Origin of the sequence: Mucilaginibacter sp. RCC_168, from assembly GCF_041355315.1 — a bacterium.
Classification (GTDB): Bacteria; Bacteroidota; Bacteroidia; order Sphingobacteriales; family Sphingobacteriaceae; genus Mucilaginibacter.
On the sequence record NZ_JBFUPN010000004.1, the window covers coordinates 229,594 to 246,552 of the forward strand.

The 16,959-nt window shown below is 39.8% G+C and carries 15 protein-coding genes; 7 read left to right on the forward strand and 8 right to left on the reverse strand.

What is annotated here, in order from left to right:
* Positions 1 to 128: 128 nt before the first annotated feature.
* From AB6735_RS05105 to AB6735_RS05130, 6 genes are all read right to left on the reverse strand, one after another.
* Positions 129 to 1,190 carry a Wzz/FepE/Etk N-terminal domain-containing protein gene (locus tag AB6735_RS05105; RefSeq protein ID WP_370994772.1) on the reverse strand — a complete coding sequence of 354 codons (1,062 nt, stop codon included), beginning with the start codon at positions 1,188 to 1,190 and terminating at the stop codon, positions 129 to 131.
* A 41-nt stretch (positions 1,191 to 1,231) separates the two neighbouring features.
* Entirely contained in the window at positions 1,232 to 3,715 is a 2,484-nt protein-coding gene (locus tag AB6735_RS05110) for an SLBB domain-containing protein (RefSeq protein WP_370994773.1), read from the reverse strand.
* Positions 3,716 to 3,900: 185 nt separating this feature from the next.
* Positions 3,901 to 4,413, reverse strand: coding sequence for a D-glycero-beta-D-manno-heptose 1-phosphate adenylyltransferase (rfaE2, locus tag AB6735_RS05115; RefSeq protein ID WP_370994774.1), 513 nt, complete (start codon positions 4,411 to 4,413; stop codon positions 3,901 to 3,903).
* Positions 4,414 to 4,466: 53 nt separating this feature from the next.
* Positions 4,467 to 5,024 (reverse strand): D-sedoheptulose 7-phosphate isomerase, encoded by a 558-nt coding sequence (gmhA, locus tag AB6735_RS05120; protein WP_370994775.1) that lies wholly within the window; start codon positions 5,022 to 5,024, stop codon positions 4,467 to 4,469.
* A gap of 79 nt (positions 5,025 to 5,103) precedes the next feature.
* A complete protein-coding gene (gene rfaE1, locus AB6735_RS05125; RefSeq protein WP_370994776.1) occupies positions 5,104 to 6,084 on the reverse strand; it encodes a D-glycero-beta-D-manno-heptose-7-phosphate kinase in 981 nt (326 codons plus the stop codon).
* A 237-nt stretch (positions 6,085 to 6,321) separates the two neighbouring features.
* Complete coding sequence (locus AB6735_RS05130; RefSeq protein WP_370994777.1) at positions 6,322 to 7,983, reverse strand: capsule assembly Wzi family protein; 1,662 nt, start codon at positions 7,981 to 7,983, stop codon at positions 6,322 to 6,324.
* Between the two features lie 405 nt (positions 7,984 to 8,388).
* Here AB6735_RS05130 and AB6735_RS05135 point away from each other — a divergent pair, with 405 nt between their 5' ends.
* Both AB6735_RS05135 and AB6735_RS05140 read left to right on the forward strand, forming a co-directional pair.
* Positions 8,389 to 9,249, forward strand: coding sequence for a hypothetical protein (locus tag AB6735_RS05135; RefSeq protein ID WP_370994778.1), 861 nt, complete (start codon positions 8,389 to 8,391; stop codon positions 9,247 to 9,249).
* A 90-nt stretch (positions 9,250 to 9,339) separates the two neighbouring features.
* On the forward strand, positions 9,340 to 9,528 hold the full coding sequence (locus tag AB6735_RS05140; RefSeq protein WP_370994779.1) for a hypothetical protein: 189 nt from the start codon (positions 9,340 to 9,342) through the stop codon (positions 9,526 to 9,528).
* Positions 9,529 to 9,575: 47 nt separating this feature from the next.
* Here the strand turns inward: AB6735_RS05140 and AB6735_RS05145 are convergent, their stop codons facing one another.
* The gene (locus AB6735_RS05145) at positions 9,576 to 9,917 is read right to left on the reverse strand and encodes a YciI family protein (RefSeq protein ID WP_370994780.1); all 342 of its coding nucleotides are present in this window, start codon (positions 9,915 to 9,917) and stop codon (positions 9,576 to 9,578) included.
* 154 nt (positions 9,918 to 10,071) lie between these two features.
* Here AB6735_RS05145 and AB6735_RS05150 point away from each other — a divergent pair, with 154 nt between their 5' ends.
* From AB6735_RS05150 to AB6735_RS05170, 5 genes are all read left to right on the forward strand, one after another.
* Positions 10,072 to 10,548, forward strand: a complete 477-nt coding sequence (locus AB6735_RS05150; RefSeq protein WP_370994781.1) for a GNAT family N-acetyltransferase — start codon at positions 10,072 to 10,074, stop codon at positions 10,546 to 10,548.
* Positions 10,549 to 10,646: 98 nt separating this feature from the next.
* Complete coding sequence (locus tag AB6735_RS05155; protein WP_370994782.1) at positions 10,647 to 11,462, forward strand: AraC family transcriptional regulator; 816 nt, start codon at positions 10,647 to 10,649, stop codon at positions 11,460 to 11,462.
* Between the two features lie 155 nt (positions 11,463 to 11,617).
* Positions 11,618 to 12,040 (forward strand): secondary thiamine-phosphate synthase enzyme YjbQ, encoded by a 423-nt coding sequence (locus tag AB6735_RS05160; protein WP_370994783.1) that lies wholly within the window; start codon positions 11,618 to 11,620, stop codon positions 12,038 to 12,040.
* Positions 12,041 to 12,198: 158 nt separating this feature from the next.
* Entirely contained in the window at positions 12,199 to 14,067 is a 1,869-nt protein-coding gene (locus tag AB6735_RS05165; RefSeq protein WP_370994784.1) for an ATP-binding protein, read from the forward strand.
* A 411-nt stretch (positions 14,068 to 14,478) separates the two neighbouring features.
* The gene (locus tag AB6735_RS05170) at positions 14,479 to 15,351 is read left to right on the forward strand and encodes a creatininase family protein (protein WP_370994785.1); all 873 of its coding nucleotides are present in this window, start codon (positions 14,479 to 14,481) and stop codon (positions 15,349 to 15,351) included.
* A gap of 546 nt (positions 15,352 to 15,897) precedes the next feature.
* Here AB6735_RS05170 and AB6735_RS05175 read toward each other — a convergent pair.
* Positions 15,898 to 16,845, reverse strand: coding sequence for a Smr/MutS family protein (locus AB6735_RS05175; RefSeq protein ID WP_370994786.1), 948 nt, complete (start codon positions 16,843 to 16,845; stop codon positions 15,898 to 15,900).
* Positions 16,846 to 16,959 lie beyond the last annotated feature (114 nt).

Below are 16,959 nucleotides of genomic sequence, written 5' to 3' on the forward strand. Positions count from 1 at the left end.
ATAAGCAATAATAATGTTTGATTTATTCATTTTTTGATTTTCCAAGTTGTATTAAATGCCAGTTGATTGGTGGGTTTCTTTAATTAAAGAAGGAATAACAATAATTTGCTATTCTGTTGAAGTTGTAATTAATTCCCAAATAGCTTTTTAGTGGCTAATACTAACGAAGTCAAGAAAACGCCCAAAAACAAACCAATAATAGCTGCTGCTATTTTACCTATTTTAGTTACAACAAGTGGTAATACAGGATTATCTATTACTTGTATTAAAGGAGCCTCCTGCCTAAGTGTGATTTTAGACAATTCTAAGTTCTTAACTATTTCTGCATAAATAGCTGAGCTTGCCTGCACATCTATCTGCTTTCGCTGAGATGGTACTTTAAGAATAGTTTGCAATGGATTGGCATTAGGAATAGCATCAATAGATGAAGCTACGCCACCTAAACTGTTATTTAAAACATTTTTTACACTATCGGCCTGGCGCTGAAGGATATTTACATTAGTTAATGTTTTTTTTGTTTTAGTTTTAATATAAAAGTCATTTACTGTTGTAACTAGTTTATCGTTAAACTCCTTCGCAAAGATTTCATCAACAAACGAAATATCAACTTCTATAATAGTTAGTTTTTTATCTGGCTTACTTATTTTTAATACCTTTTTATTAATGGTTTTGGCTATATCAGTTATAATACTATCCTGCTTTCGGCTAAAGCTACCTGATGCCCCTTGGAAATTGATAGTATCTATATCATCTTGTTTCCACTTCCTTCTAAGCCCTAATACCTTGATATACCTGTCAATTAATAACTGTTTATTATTGTTAACTGTTATTTCGCTTAGAAGCACTTTCTCGATCATATTTCTGGACTTGTAAAGCTCCATAATATTATCGCCCTGAAAAACGCCACCCCCACCTGTAGCTCCACCCAGATCTATACCTGCCAGCGAAGCAAGCCCAGCAACCTGACTTAGGCCCCCTCCAGCCTTACCTTCATCTAAAACAAATGTGCATGTGGCCGTATAAACAGGTTTCTTTATAAAGGCATAGGTAAGCCCCAAGGCTCCGCCTAAAACACCAAAGACAGCAATAATTAATATCTTGGTTTTAAGATATTTGACAACTAACTTGTATTTCAACAGAACATCCTTTAAAGATAATTCATCAGGCTCAGTTGTTTCAGGTTTATCCATTTAGTATCCGATAAAGTGGTGAAAATTCAATAAACAACAGCTTATTTGTTCAAACTAACTATTCCAAAAATAATTGCACCTAAGGAGGCCAATCCTGTTGCTAATCCAATAAAATTCTGTATTCCGCCGCCTTTTGGTTCAGGCTTTTTAGGTACATATATTTCAGATCCGGGTTTTACAACGGGGTGATTGTTAAAGAACAGGAATTTACGTGTTCCTTTTACCGTACCGTTAGGGTAAACAACGTATGCACCTCTTCTTAATGACCGCGGCGAATAACCACCCGCATTGTAAATATAATCATTAAAAGATTTTGAATTATTGTAAACCACGGCGCTTGGGTATAATACCTCGCCGTTAACACGTACCACCTGTTGCTGTTTAGGCACACGCAGCACATCACCATCTTCCAGCAAAAGATCGCTTTTTGAACCCGGAGATTTCAAAATGTTTGTAAGATCTATCCCCACATAATTATTCCGCTGTTGTGCGTCATTATTAACACCGGTAGAGTCACTATAGGTTCTTTTAAGCCTGTTCAATTGCTCGCTTCGTTCACGGGCTATAGCAGCCGTATCTGATTTATTTTTGTCGATACCTAAGATGGCTATGTAATTCCTTTTTAATGATCCGCCGTCTGCATCTGCTGAGGCGGTTAAGCCGCCGGCTCTCGCAACCAGGTCAGATATTTTTTCATTTTTATTTTTAATAGTATAAGACCCCGGATATAGAACTTCGCCCTCTACGTGCACGATCTTCTGTTTCTCAAACCCTGGTAAATTATAAACCGATACAATATCATAAGGTTTTAACACAAAACCAGTATCGATTGCGCTTAAAGGGCCATCTATATTAACGCTATATACTTGTGCAACCGCACTATTTCTTGATGATGGATCGCCGTTGTTTATTCTCCTGGCCACTTCAATCCTGTTAGTGCTGGCGCCTTCGGCAAAACCACCCGCCTTTTGAATCAGATCGGCTACTGTTTGATGCTCTGCATAAGCAAATACACCCGGTTTCCGCACCGAGCCATTAATAGTAACCTGGTATATATCGCGCAAATCAAAAATTGACGATATAGTTATGATATCCTCACGCTGTAAAGCAATAGAAGACTTTTTACTAATGATATCCTTTACGTTAAATGAAATAAGCTCCGTTGTATTATCGGGTTTTAACCTGATAATATTTCCACGTTCCATAAAAGCGTCTTCTTTTAATCCAGACGCTTTCTCAATCAGCTGTGCCAGTGTTAACCCATTCTGCAGTTCATACTCTCCGGGCCTGAAAACCGCTCCATTAATAACCACCCGGTTTTCAAAGCGGCTTAAAACCGATTCTACTGTATACTTGTCGCCCCTTAATGGTATGTAATTTTTATAATCCGCTTCCAAAACATCAGTTAAACGATGTTGCTGATCGCTCACCTGCATTACCTTAATACGTGCTGTATAGGCACTATCCGTAAAACCACCGGCAAAATCAATTACATTTTGCAGATTTTCACCTGGCAAAACCTCAAACAGCGCAGGTATTTTAACCTGGCCGGCCATTTCAACGCGTGTTCTGTAGGTAGGTACCCTCACAATATCCTGATCCTGTAGGGTTATATTATCTTTTTGACTTCCCTTAACCAAAAAATCATAAACATCCAGATGTCTGATGATACGGTTATTCCTGATGATCTCAATCTGTCTTAAGCTCCCTATGCGGCTTGGGCCGCCCGCGGCATAAAGTGCATTAAAAACAGTAGACAATGATGATAAAGTATATGTACCCGGTTTGGTCACTTGCCCTACCATGATCACTTTAATACTGCGAATGTTACCTAACGTAATTTGTACATTTGTACCTCGCCCTATAGCATAATTACTGGCTTGCAGCCTGCCCTTTATAGTGGCTGATGCTTGCTCAATAGTTTTACCGCCAACGTTAACTATCCCTACTCCCGGAATATTAATATTACCATCGGGCGAGACGTCCAGTTTCCAGTTTACCTGAGAGTTTCCGTACACATTAATAACAAGCTGGTCTTCAGGACCAACAATATAGTTCAAAGGTGTGGCTATTTTTAAATTGGGTTCAAACTTTAAGCTTTTGTTTTGGAATATATCCAAACCAAATATTTTGGGGCCAGGATAATTAACGTTTAGAATTGGTTTTGCGTTCTCAAGCGAGTCGACCCTATAATTTAAGCTTCGTTTGCCAGATACACTACTATCAGCGCTATTGGTCAGCCCCACGCCCCCACTTTTTCTGATCAGATCAACACGGGCCTGCAATTTCTGGATCTGAGCATCAGGCATACCCCGTCCGCGAGCTTGTTGAATCAAATCATCATCACTCAATCCGGAACTTTGGGCTTGCTGCATTAACTGCTTTATCTGCTGATCACTTAAAGCATCAACGTTGATAGTAGAGAGGTTTTGGGGATTAATACTGGTTTGAGCAGCCGCATGGTTAATTACCCCGCAACAAAACGCAACAATAAACAGAAATATAAGAAAGTTAGTTTTAATCATATTTGAAAAATATCGGAGCCTAAAATCCTGCAATAAATTAATTTAGGTTTTTTGCAAAGGTAAATCAATTTGCTATTGAAGACAGCCGTAAAATTTTATATTATTTAATATATCCTTATCGTTTTATTAATCACGCATTTAAACCAACCATATCCTCGATAAAAGGGAACCAGTATTTTTATTCTCTATCCCTTACCTGGAATTTGATGCTTGATTTTTTCAATAATTGAAGTTGACGAATAGCCTTTCACAAAATCGATGGTTTTTACCTCACCGCCATTGGCCAGTACCTCCTTGCTCCCCACAATATTCTCAACAGAATAATCGGCACCTTTTACCAGGATATTAGGCAATAAAGTACTGATGAGGTTAAGCGGCGTATCTTCTTCAAAAACTACAATGGCATCAACAAAAAACATGGCAGCCAATATAGCGGCCCGGCTATTTTGATCATTAACCGGCCGGCTTTCGCCTTTGATACGCCTAACTGAACTATCTGCATTAAGACCAATGATGAGCTTTTCGCCAAGTTCTGCTGCTTTAGCCAGATAAGTGATATGACCAATATGCAGCAGATCAAATACGCCATTGGTAAAAACAACTTTTTGACCCATACTTTGCCAGCTTTGTACTTGTGCTTTAAGCAAAGGAATGGTAGTTATTTTGTCTGCTAATGTCTTTTCAAGGTTGATCCTCATCTGTTTGTTTTTATTGTCTCTATACGATTCAATTTATGATTATGCTGAAAATACTATTCAAACAAGGCATCAACTGATTGACAAAGAATATGCCCTATCAGTATATGCATTTCTTGTATCCGTGCGGTTACATTTGATGGTATAACGATATTCATATCGCATATACCGTTCATTTTTCCGCCGTCGCGCCCAGATAATCCTAATGTTTTGCAATTAAATTTTGCGGCGGTTTCAAAAGCGTTAAGTATGCCCTGGCTATTGCCGCTGGTTGATATACCTATAAACAAATCACCCTTCTGTGCAAAAGCCTCTACCTGGCGCGAAAATACATAATTGTAGCCGTAATCATTAGCTATGGCCGTAAGCGCCGATGTATCAACCGTTAAAGCTATACCTGGCAAAGCTCTTCGTTCTTTAACAAATCTTCCGCTTAGCTCGGCAGCAATATGCTGGGCATCTGCAGCGCTGCCACCATTACCGGCCAGTAAAACCTTATTGCCACTTTTTATGGTATCCGATATCATTTTACAAGCTTGCTCAATATCTCCAGTAAGTGTATCTATTACTTTTTGCGTTGTATGCTGATGATCCTTTAATGCTTCTAAAATCATTATTGTTTATGTTAGTTGCAATATGTTGTACTTATACAACTTATTGTCCTTTCCTTTATTATTTGTTTTAGTATAAAGCTTAGCTTTCCCTTTTCATATCAAGAATGATCTCATCAATGGTTGTTGTGGCGCTCCCTACCTGGCGTATTACTATAGCAGCGGCATGGTTAGCCAGTTCGCCAGCTTCCTCAATACTTAAACCCGCTGCAATAAAATAAGCCATCGTAGCCAGCACTGTATCGCCGGCACCGGTAACATCAAATACTTCTGTGGCTTTTACCGGTAACAACTTATATCCTGACTCACTTAATATCAGCATGCCTTCTTCTGAGAGTGTTACAACCAAATAAGCAGCTCCTGTTTGTTTTAAAATAATTTTTGCCGCGTGTTGCAGGCTTTCCAGGGAATCAACCTTTTCAAGCTGGGCCGCTTCAGCCAGTTCCTTACGATTGGGTTTGATGATATATGCGCCTTTGTATTTGTCGTAATTTAATCCCTTAGGATCAATGATCACTCTTTTACCATAACGTGTAGCTTCCTGGATTAGTTTTTGGGTAAGAGACGGGGAAAACAAACCCTTATTATAGTCTGACAGGACTACAATATCAGCTTTTTCAAAGTGACTAACCAATTCATTAAGCAGCTTATCAGCAATAACCTCAGATACCGCATCGGTAATTTCACGATCTATCCGAACCAGTTGATGGCTCCCTGCAAGCACCCGGGTTTTAACGGTAGTAGGGCGAAATTCATCTTTAATTATAGTATGTGTTTGTACCCCTTCGCTGCTAAGTATTTCTATTAACTGAGCACCCGCAGTGTCATTACCTATTACGCCGGCAACAGCCACTTGCGCACCTAAAGCTACCAGGTTTTGTACAACGTTACCCGCACCTCCCAGGGTAACCGACTCATTTTTCACATTTACAATAGGCACAGGTGCTTCTGGCGATAATCGGGATGCGCTGCCGGTAATATAATGATCAATCATCAGATCACCGATAACGAGTATATTTGGTTTATGGGTAGACGATTGTATAGAATATATCTTGTTTAGCATTTATTTAAAATTCGCAGACCGTTAACTATTAATAACCATTTATTAACAGTTTGTTTTAATAATGTAGTATTATTAAAAGTTGGTAAAAATTTCGCAAAGATAATTTTTTAAGGCTATTTTTTTGAGCTAATAATATTTCGGCAGTCATTCATCTGATTTTTAAAAACATGTTAGTTACACTACGTAACGTAAAAACAAAACATAACATATTATTTTCAATAAATTTACTCTGGTTAATTATTCAAAGTAATAGGTAAGATTGAGCCTTGCATGTAAATTAAAACTATTGCCGTGATTATACTGGTAGTTTAAAGAGTAAACAGGAGTTAATTCGCCCGAGATCAGGTATTTTTTCAATTTGATATTAGTGTAAAAAGTGCTGTTAATATCTACCCAATGCGAATTAAAATTACCTGTACCGCTAAAGGCGCTATAATACAGATCATTATTATGAAGTTGCCGTTCCAATGTTAAGCCATAGGAATTCATCCCCTTTAGATAACTGATATCAAACATAAAGCTGTTGCCCCCTGGTCCAATACCGGCACCAATATATCTTCCTTCATTAGTATACCCATCCCTCGGGCTTATGATATGCGTATACCAGGTAGGTTCATCTCTTAGTAAAAAAGTAGGTGACCATTGCAATTGAGTTAACTCGGCTTTTATTTGTATGTATCTATCTTTAGATAATTCGAATAATTTACGGCCACCTAAAGTGATAGCAACCGAATGACCGGGCTCCTGCAAGAAGTCGTTAATACTACCGGTTCGATCATTCCTTGCCCATTCAAAGTAAAGTTCGGCGTTATATAGAGGTAATAATTGTCGTACATTAAGTGCAAAGGCAAAATCTTGCCTATCTCCACCAGTACTATTAGAAGCATCGTTAGCCTTAATGGATGAACCGGTAATTACCGGAAATAATTTCCGGAAAATATTCTTGTTATGATAAAGTGAGTCTTTATCCAAATAATCGTATCCTGTAACTCCCAGATACAAACCTTTTAACCACTTGGGCTGCCAGTTAACCGTATAAGCTGATATATAGCGGGTAATTTCCGGCTTGGGTTTAAATAAACCTTTTCCATTCACTATTATGTTAGTATCAATTGGAAGATAGCCCGACTGTTTTAAATTCCCTCCTATTATCTGCCATTCAAATGACCCTATTACAGTTTTAATAGGTTTAACTGAATTAAATGTCCAATGCAAAAAACCAGGTGCCGAGTTACTCATCATAATGGAGTTTTGAACACTCGGGCCCCACCACATATTTTCTGTTGAAACACCTGCTTCCATATTTTTAAAGTTGACCGTTATTTTTGATTGTCCCGGATACAAATGCTGTAATGATTTATTACCGAATCTTTCCGGAGCATCGATACCGTTGATGTTGGTATAATAAGCCCTTAAAAGTTGTATATTGGTACTATTGGACTGTATGTCGGCAAACGTGTTAAAGCTTTTGTTTTGTGCATATACAAACTCTGGTTTTATCTGCACCCTAAATATACTGGCTTTTAATAAAAAGCCTCCGCTAACCCGGGTCTGGTACCCGGCGGCAGGATACAATGAAGAGTTATTATATCCATAAGGCCTTTTAACATTATAATCATTTAACCAGTTAAATGGAAATATTTGAATACCAGATGGCTTTCCCATAAACTGAAAATTGGCGTATGATTTACTGGCTACCAATTGTTTAAAAGATGAATCCGTATCATGCCATTCACCGTTTACCGGTCTTACAGTAAAAGATGATGTATTATCACTTTTGCCTAATAACTGGTTTCTCCTGGCAACATCTTCTGTATAACTCCCTACTGGTATAGTTTGTGAAAAAGTTTTTATACCTAAACACAGCAAGGCGACGGCTAATAATAAAATTTTCTTCATAATTATTGATAAGGACGTAGTAAATCATCTAAACATAACAAAAGCAATTCTTTTTCTTATTAAAAAACTATTGCCCTATTTGTACAAATGCAGCGATAAAGTTTAAAGTATTTGCCGATTAAACGACATGATGGGAACAAAATTACACTAATCTGTCACAAAAGATAAAAGGATGTAAATATTAACACCTGGCTATTAATAAATTAACGATAAGGCATTAAATTATCGGGCTGGTTTATTTCGCCCTGGCTGATAACAGAGAAACCCAAATTCAACCTTACTATTTACAATAAATTAACATTTATTTTTTTAGCGATATTATTTTTTATTGCAGGCAACCAAATGCCATTTTCACAACGTATTGGAGTTATAAAGAATTATTATTAATCATTTTTAACCAGTACAATGAATTTACTTAAAAATCTGCCCCTCGCAATTACAGGCATTGCGGTTATATTTGCCAGCTGGTCATGCTCCAAAAATAACAGTAACAACACCCCAAACCAGCCTGCTCCGGCTAATGCCGTTAGGTTATCAGCCAATGCAAAATTTGGCAATGTACTAACTGATTCCAAAGGAAAAGCCCTTTACTTTTTTGCCATCGATGCCAACGGCAGCTCAGGTTGCAGCGGCGGATGTTCGGTGGCTTGGCCTACTTTTTACCAGGCAGATCTTACTTTAGATAAAGGCTTGGACAGTAAGGATTTTGGTACTATAACCCGTACTGATGGATCCAAACAAACCACTTATAAAGGCTGGCCGCTTTATTATTATCAAAATGATGCCAATGCCGGTGATATCAATGGTGATAAAGTAGGCAACACCTGGTTTGTTGCCAAACCCGATTATACTGTTATGGTAAGCAACAGCCAGTTAATTGGCAATGATGGCGTTAAATATAACAGTGATCTTAAAGCCGGTGATGGTGTAACCCAGTACATTGTTGATGATCGTGGTCAAACCTTATATTCATTCAGCCATGACAAGTTTAAAATTAACAATTTTACCAACTCTACTTTCAGCAATAACAAAGTATGGCCTATCGATACTGCGGTTAACGCAGGATTGAATGTCCCTTCTGTTTTGGATAAAACCCAGTTTCAAACCATAACAGTATTCGGAAAAACACAACTGGTTTATAAAGGCTGGCCCTTATATTACTTCGGTGCCGATAACAACCAGCGTGGTAATAATAAAGGTGTATCTGTCCCAACTCCGGGTATATGGCCTTATGTTAACGCTACTTCAGCCGTTGCACCTAATTAATTTAATTTCCTGATAAAAAAGCGGGTAAGAACATTCTTATCCGCTTTTATTACGCTTAAAAGTGTATTCACCTACCAATCTATTTTGCATATGCAACTATCCGACTGGCCTATCTGGCCAATGGCATTGGGCACAGGTTTGAACCTATCCCAAGTGTGGGCACTTATGGTTAATACTGTGGATCAATGGAGCGATTTTAAAACGTACTTCAGGTTTATCATTAACCCTGAAGGAAAGATCAGCCGCCTGGATATTGGGCAGGCGGCTACTAAAAACTAAAAGCCTTCACTTTTATAAAGGCTTTTAGTTTTAACCCAGTTATATACTTATAAAGGGTTAACTTCTCTTACTTCTACATTGCCGCCAAAATCTAAAATAGGGCAACCTTTGGCCAATTCGGCAGCCTCTTCTAATGAATCGGCTTTAACCATGGTGTAACCACCAATCAATTCTTTAATTTCGGTGTAAGGGCCATCGGTAACAATATTATTGCTTCTTACCACTTTACCATCTCCGAACAGCCGGTTTCCGCGATCAGCCAGTTTGTTTTGGGCAGCTATACCACCAACCCAATCCATCCATCTTTGAGTAACGGCCTGCATTTCTTCTGGTGAACCTTGGGGCGCGCCAACAAAATCGTTTCTGAATACAAATAGGAAATCTTTCATTTTTATTAAGTTTTAAAGTTTTAAAAACAGATGACGAACATCATTTTCAAAACTGGACAAGTTGGTTAAAATATTTTCAGGACGATGGAAAATCATGGAGTGATCCCGAATTTCAAAACAAACTTATAATTTTACCTGATATCGAGACCATAAAATGGAGCAAATAAATATCAGGAAAGCGGAGTTAAAAGATCTGGATGTGTTGTTTGAATTTAAACAGGCCTTAGTAGAATCTGAACGCCCTTTTGACCCAACCTTAAAACCAGGGCCGCTTTACTATTATAACATTCCCGAGTTAATTGAAGCAGCTGATGCCCGGGTAGTAGTAGCTGAAACCGCTTCAAAAGTAATCGGTTGTGGTTACGCCCGCATTGTTGATTCCAAACCTTATTTAAAACATCAACAGCATGCTAACCTGGGTTTTATGTATGTAATGCCCGAACATAGGGGTAAAGGTGTAAACAAATTAATCATAAACGCGCTTAAACAATGGTCGCAACAACAGGGTATTACCGAAATACGGCTGGAGGTTTATGCCGTTAACACTGCTGCGTTAAAAGCCTACGAAAAGGTAGGGTTTACACCACACATGCTCACCATGCGATTGGGTTTAGAGGATGAAAAGAATTAAACTATTGTTCTTTCTTAATTTTTTCACGGTGCTCAATCCAGATAGGCGGCCTTTTTTATCTGCAACCGAAAATTAAATTTAAATTGTAATTTTCGCTCATGCACATCAGGAACCTTACTCAAAAGTTCGACATTGCCTATGTTGTTAAAAACGAATGGCACCTGCCCGTGCATAAGCATACCCATTATGAACTACAGTATATTATGCGTGGCAAAGGCCAGCATATGATCAACGACCGTAGTTATGGTTACAAAAAGGGCGACCTGTTTATACTGGCTCCACAAGATACCCACTTTTTTATATTCGAAGAAAAATGCGCTATCTGTATCATCAAATTTCACGAAGCCTTTTTCCAGGATCTGTTATTAGATGCCGATTTTAAACAGGTATTCATACGCCTGTCATCCCCACATCGCAAAATGGACCTGCCGGGCAGCAGGCAACAGATCATTCAGTTGATGGATCTGATTATAGCTGAACACCGGAAAGAAACCGGCTATCAAAATATCATCATCAAAAATGCCCTCGCTTTGGTGCTTTCTCTGATAGCTAAGGGGGCTGATCAAAATATGGTTAGGCCAAAAGATGATAAGATCCAGGCCATACTCAACTACATTGATCAGCATATCACCAACAAGCAGTTATTATCATTACAAAACATGGCCGATACCTTTCGTATCAGCAAAACCTATTTTAACCAATATTTCAGCAAAGCAACCGGCACATCTTATAAAAAATACGTACAGGAATATGCCCTAAAACTGATCGCCCATCAACTGATTCACAGCGACAAAACCCTGTCGCAACTGGCAGATGAATTTGGCTATACCGATGAAAGCCACTTAAGCAACGCATTTAAAGCACATTTCCGGCAAACACCTTCAGCATTCAAAAAAGCTAATCAGGCACATTAGTATCCCCACTCCTTAATGTGGGTATTAATTGAAAACGTTATTTAGCGGGTATTTGTAAAGTAAAACGAATTCTCCATCAAAAAATACACTATATTAAGCACCTTTAATAATAATTCCGATCGATACTTATTAAATATAGACCACCGTTACATCTCATGCAAATACATCAGCAAATGCTTCTGCTCAAAGAACGGAAAAGGGGCTTCCATTTGATCACTGCCGAAGTAGTACATGCCCTGCCGCAACTGGCCCTGATTAAAACCGGTATCATGCAGGTTTTTATTCAGCATACTTCGGCCTCTTTAACGATCAATGAAAATGCCGACCCCACCGTCAGGCGTGATTTTGAAATGTACTTCAGCAAAACCGTACCCGAAAATGATCCGGATTACCATCATGATGATGAAGGCCCTGACGATATGCCCGCGCATTTAAAAGCTGCTTTACTGGGCAGCTCGGTCATGATCCCCATTCGTAACGGCAGACTTGCCCTGGGTATGTGGCAGGGCATTTATTTGTGCGAACATCGCAATTACGGCGGCCAGCGTAACCTGATCATCACCGCCTGGGGCGAATAACCCTTTGTTTTATAGATATAGGCCATTCAATTCATCCTCTTTATTTTTATTTAATATATTTTCAACTCTGCGTAGTTTATTTCGTATACATTATATTTATAGATTAGATTATAGGTCTCAACATCACCAAAAGTGGTTAGTAATATAATATCGGCTTAATGCAAAAACGCACATTTTTTTTTATACTCCTATTGCTTGCCGCTATTTGTAGTTATAGCCAGGTAAGTGATATTGCTAAAATTAAAAAGGCGCTCCCTCATATTACGGATAGTGTTAAGTATGCCGATGCCCTTAACCGGTTAGCCATATTAATGTATGAAAGCAACCTCGACAGCACTTTTTATTACGCCAAACATGCCAGGTCCATCTCTGAGCGGTTAAAATATAAACAGGGCATTGCCGATGCTTTGAACACATTGGGTATAGTTTATGACCTGAGGGGTAACCTTCAATTATCACTGCGATACTATAATGACGCCCGTAACCATTACATGGCCATACATGATTCATCAAATGAGGTGCAAACCCTGATGAATATAGGGCTTGTTTTCAGTGAAAATAATGAAGAAAAAAAATCCATCGAGATATTTAGAAGAGCTTTAAATTTAGGCAACACGCTAAAAAAAGATTCGATCATGTCGCTTGTGCTTTGTGATTATTTGCTGCTATATCCAAATCGTATCCCAAAAGATTCTATTCCAATTTACTTAGCCAAAGCCCGGCAAATAGCTACCAAATATAATGACCACCGGTCGCTGCTGGTTACCGACCAAATACAGGCACAACTTTATTTAAAGAACAAGCAGCGCGAAAAGGGCATCAGTTTGCTGGAAAAAACTGCTGCTGAGGGCATAGCCATGGACCTGAATTATCTGAGCCTCGACATTATCCAGTCCCTCGGCGAACTGTACAACAATACGGATACTGCTAAGGCTATCGCCCATTACAAACGGGGGCTTGATATTGCCGATGCAAGGGGCTATCATATGTATCAAAAGATATTTGGCAAGCATCTGTACGATATATACATAGCCCGTAACAACCTCCCAGAAGTTCAGCGATATGGCGAAAAATTGCTTAAGCTGTATGAAGATGAAGAGCAATTCAACAATACCTCGGGTTTTGACTATATTGATTATGCCTTAAAAGACCAACAGTTGGAAGCCATAACCATCAGGAGTAAAAACCGGCAGATAGTGGCTATTATATTGGGCGTACTTTTTTTACTCACTGTAGTAACCGTGCTTTTCATTTACCGCTTATACCGCCTGAAAAAGAAACATGCGGGCACACTCGAAGCGCTCAACCGGTCGGTATTATTGCGTAACGAAAAGCTGGAGATAGACCATGAGTTTAACAACCGCCTGGTATCTATCCTGGCGCATGATTTCAGGCAACCGATAGGCACCCTTAAAACTTTGGCCGCGGTTTTAAAAGATACCGACGCGTTAACCCGCGAGGAGCTCATGGAACTGGTTGATACCATGGAACATTCCTCCACTATCTCGCTTGAAATATTCGAGAATATTTTGCAGTGGATAAAACAGCAGCTTTCTGGCTTTAACTATGAGCCCAAACCTTTAAAATTAAAAGAACTGATTGATGAAGCCCTCCAGCCTTTTAATGTCATCGGGGAGGAATACCAGCTTAAGTTTCAGAACAATATAGATAGCGACATTGTAATACATGCCGATAAAGAACTGGTACAATTTATCCATCGCAACTTTATACACAACGCCATCAAGTTTTCGCCGCGCTATTCCACTATCTCTATTTCGGCGTCGACGCATTCAGGTGAAACTACGCTTTGCATTCTGGATGAAGGCAAGGGCATCTCTCCGGAAAAAATGACATCGATATTCAATTTCAAGGCCACTATGCATTACAGCAACGAAAAAGAAAAAGGTGCCGGTGTAGCCCTGATGATCTGCAAAGATTTTATCGAAAAAATGAGCGGTCGCATCTGGGTAGAAAATGGCAACCAAAAAGGCGCCGCGTTTTGTTACTCCCTCCCCAGCTTAAAATAGCTCACCAAAAACTTTTTAAACCTTAAATTTTAACACTTTTCGGGGCAAAACCTAGTTAAAAACGCTTTAAAATTGATTCAAAACCATCGATTTTAACACTTTTTAACAAATTTCAGTACGATTTTGAGCAGTTTTAAAAACTTTAAAAAGTATTATTTTTTGATTGTCAAATAACTGCATGAAAAACGAGCGGTTTTTGGCTTGTTTTATCTTTAACACAACGGCCCGGTTCGCCTTTTATTCAGGAAAACCGGGCCGTTGTGTACATACAAATATACGAAATTCCGGGCACATCAACAGCGTTGTTAAATTCAGCTTATTCATTAGCTTATAACATTTTATGCTGCTATATAAATGTGTAAATTTCAGCATCAATAAACACCTTTCCATTAACCTATAATTTGTACAGCGATGAAACCTTATTTGCTTTTATTTTACTTAATATTATTAACAGCGTTTGCACGTGCCCAGCAGCAGTTGCCGGCCCGCTGGGACGAACTGGTAGCATCTGATTTTCCGCAGGCACTTCAAAAATCCGCTAAAACCTGCATCCTGCCTTTTGGCATTCTCGAAAAACATGGCCCTCACTCACCCATCGGTACCGACCTGATACACGTTAGGGAATGGGCAGCCCATGCGGTTAAATCGGAATATGCCGTGGTATTCCCAGATTATTTTTATGGGCAGATCAACGAGGCACGTCACCAGCCCGGCACCTTCGCCCTGCCCAGCAAGGTGATATGGGATTTGCTGGAGGCAACCTGCGACGAGATTGCCCGCAACGGCTTCGAAAAAATAGTGATCCTGAATGGTCATGGCGGCAACCCGGAGTTTATCCAGTTTTTTATGCAATCGCTGCTGAATAAAAGGCATAATTACGCCGTATATTTTTATACACCCGGCAACGACGAGGAATTTAACAAGCAATATGCTAAAATGCATAAATCGGACCCGCGCAATGATATGCATGCCGGCGAGGACGAAACCTCTACCCTTTTATACTATCGGCCCGATCTGATGCGGATGGATCGCGCCGCGTCTGAATCAGGAGCTAACCAACATCGCTTAAATTTGCAAAATGTGTATACCCCTATCTGGTGGTATGCCGGTTTCCCGAATCATTACGCCGGCGAAGGCGCTAAGGCCACTCCGGAATTTGGCAAGTTTATAGCCGAGCATGAGATAGCAACCTTTGTAAAAGCCCTAAAAATGATCAAAGCTGATACGGCTACCATGCAATTGCAAAACGAGTTTTTTGACCGGGTTGATAAGTTGAATAAGTAAGTTTTAAGTTCGGAGTTTTGAGTCATCAAAAAAGGTTGTTATGGAATCCCGTCGAAGCATGGTGGGCAGGCCTCTGCCTCTACCCGTCGACGGAGGGTGACAACCCAATTTTGACATGTTAAGCTTGGCTTCAGCCAAGTGACTGCCGGGATTAAATCCTCTCTTGAGAGTAATAGCCCATCAAATGACGGGAGGGATAGCCCGCTACGGGGCACACCAAATTTTTACAATTATTTTCTACAAATATGTAGTCCCTACGGGACATAGAGCAACAATTTAAGCTGCAAATGTGGCTGTATTTCATGTCCCGTAGGGACTACATATTTGTAGAAATAGAACCAAAAGGTTTTTTGCCCCATTAGGGGCTACACCTCTTGAATTAGTATAGATGCCGTCTTTTCATGGGCTATTCCCCTCAAGAGGGGAATCGTACAGCCTCCCTTTTTTATCTTCCCAACACCTATGGGCTCCAGCCGAGCGACTGCGAAGTTTTATTTTGCCGGCTCAGAACTCAAGACTCAGAACTTCAAACTCAAGACTCAAAATCTACTTAAATATCACCTTAGTAGCGCCGTAGCCAAACTTTTCTTTACGGGCATCCATAAAGGTTTGTACTTTGGGGTGTTTGCCCAGGGCTTTATGCAGTTCGTTGCGCAATACACCGTTCCCGGCTCCGTGTATAAACACCATATCGGGCAATTGGTGTACAATGGCCGCGTCGAGGGTTTTATGAAAGTGCGCCAGTTGTATGTTCAGCATTTCGCTGTTTTGCAAAAACTGGTAGTCATCCCGCAGTTTTTCAATATGCAGATCCACCTCATTGGATGGCTTGTCCAATACCACTTTTTCCTCGGGCAATTTAAAAAAGCTTTCCTTCAGCTTTTGCGCGTCGATCACCAGATCAGCCTCATCCAGGCGAATAAGCCAACCGGCATCTTTTAGTAAAGGGATCTGCTTCTTGGCGGTCGAAAAATCTTTAGCCTTAAACTTTTCGCGCAGTACCAATGGCGCGAGCGGTTCTATATTTTGTTTGGTGCTGTAAATCACATTAAAAATAAAAGTGGGCCACAACTGCAGATCGGCCAATTGAGCCGAGTAGATCTTTATGGCCGATCCCGGCGCTATTGCTTCTGCAAATTCACCTTTAAACACCTGTTGTTTTTCGGTTGTAAGCGCTGCCAGCAATTGGAACGAGGTAGTATTCACCAAATGAAAATGTACTACCGAGTTGGCTTTGGCATTGGCAATTACACCCAGGTAAATCCCTTTCTTTTCAAATTCGCCGGCAGGTACCGGTGTTTCATTATCAATAGCGGCTTTTTTTGCGCCGGCAGGTTCATAGCCATGTACCGAGGTAACTTTGCTGGCCAGCACGGGTATCTCAAACTCATCCTCGCCGGTAACCCCTATCATCTGGTCGTCAATTATCCGGGTTACAAAACCCTCCATTTTTTCGTCAACAAAGCGTACAAAGTCGCCCAATTTATATTTCATAATAGTATATGTCTGGCTGCAAAGTTACTGTATATCTCCAAACGGATATATAAATAAAACAATGTGAGTTAATATCGCTTTACCCTAAACAATTTGGCCTTTTTTAAGTTGAAT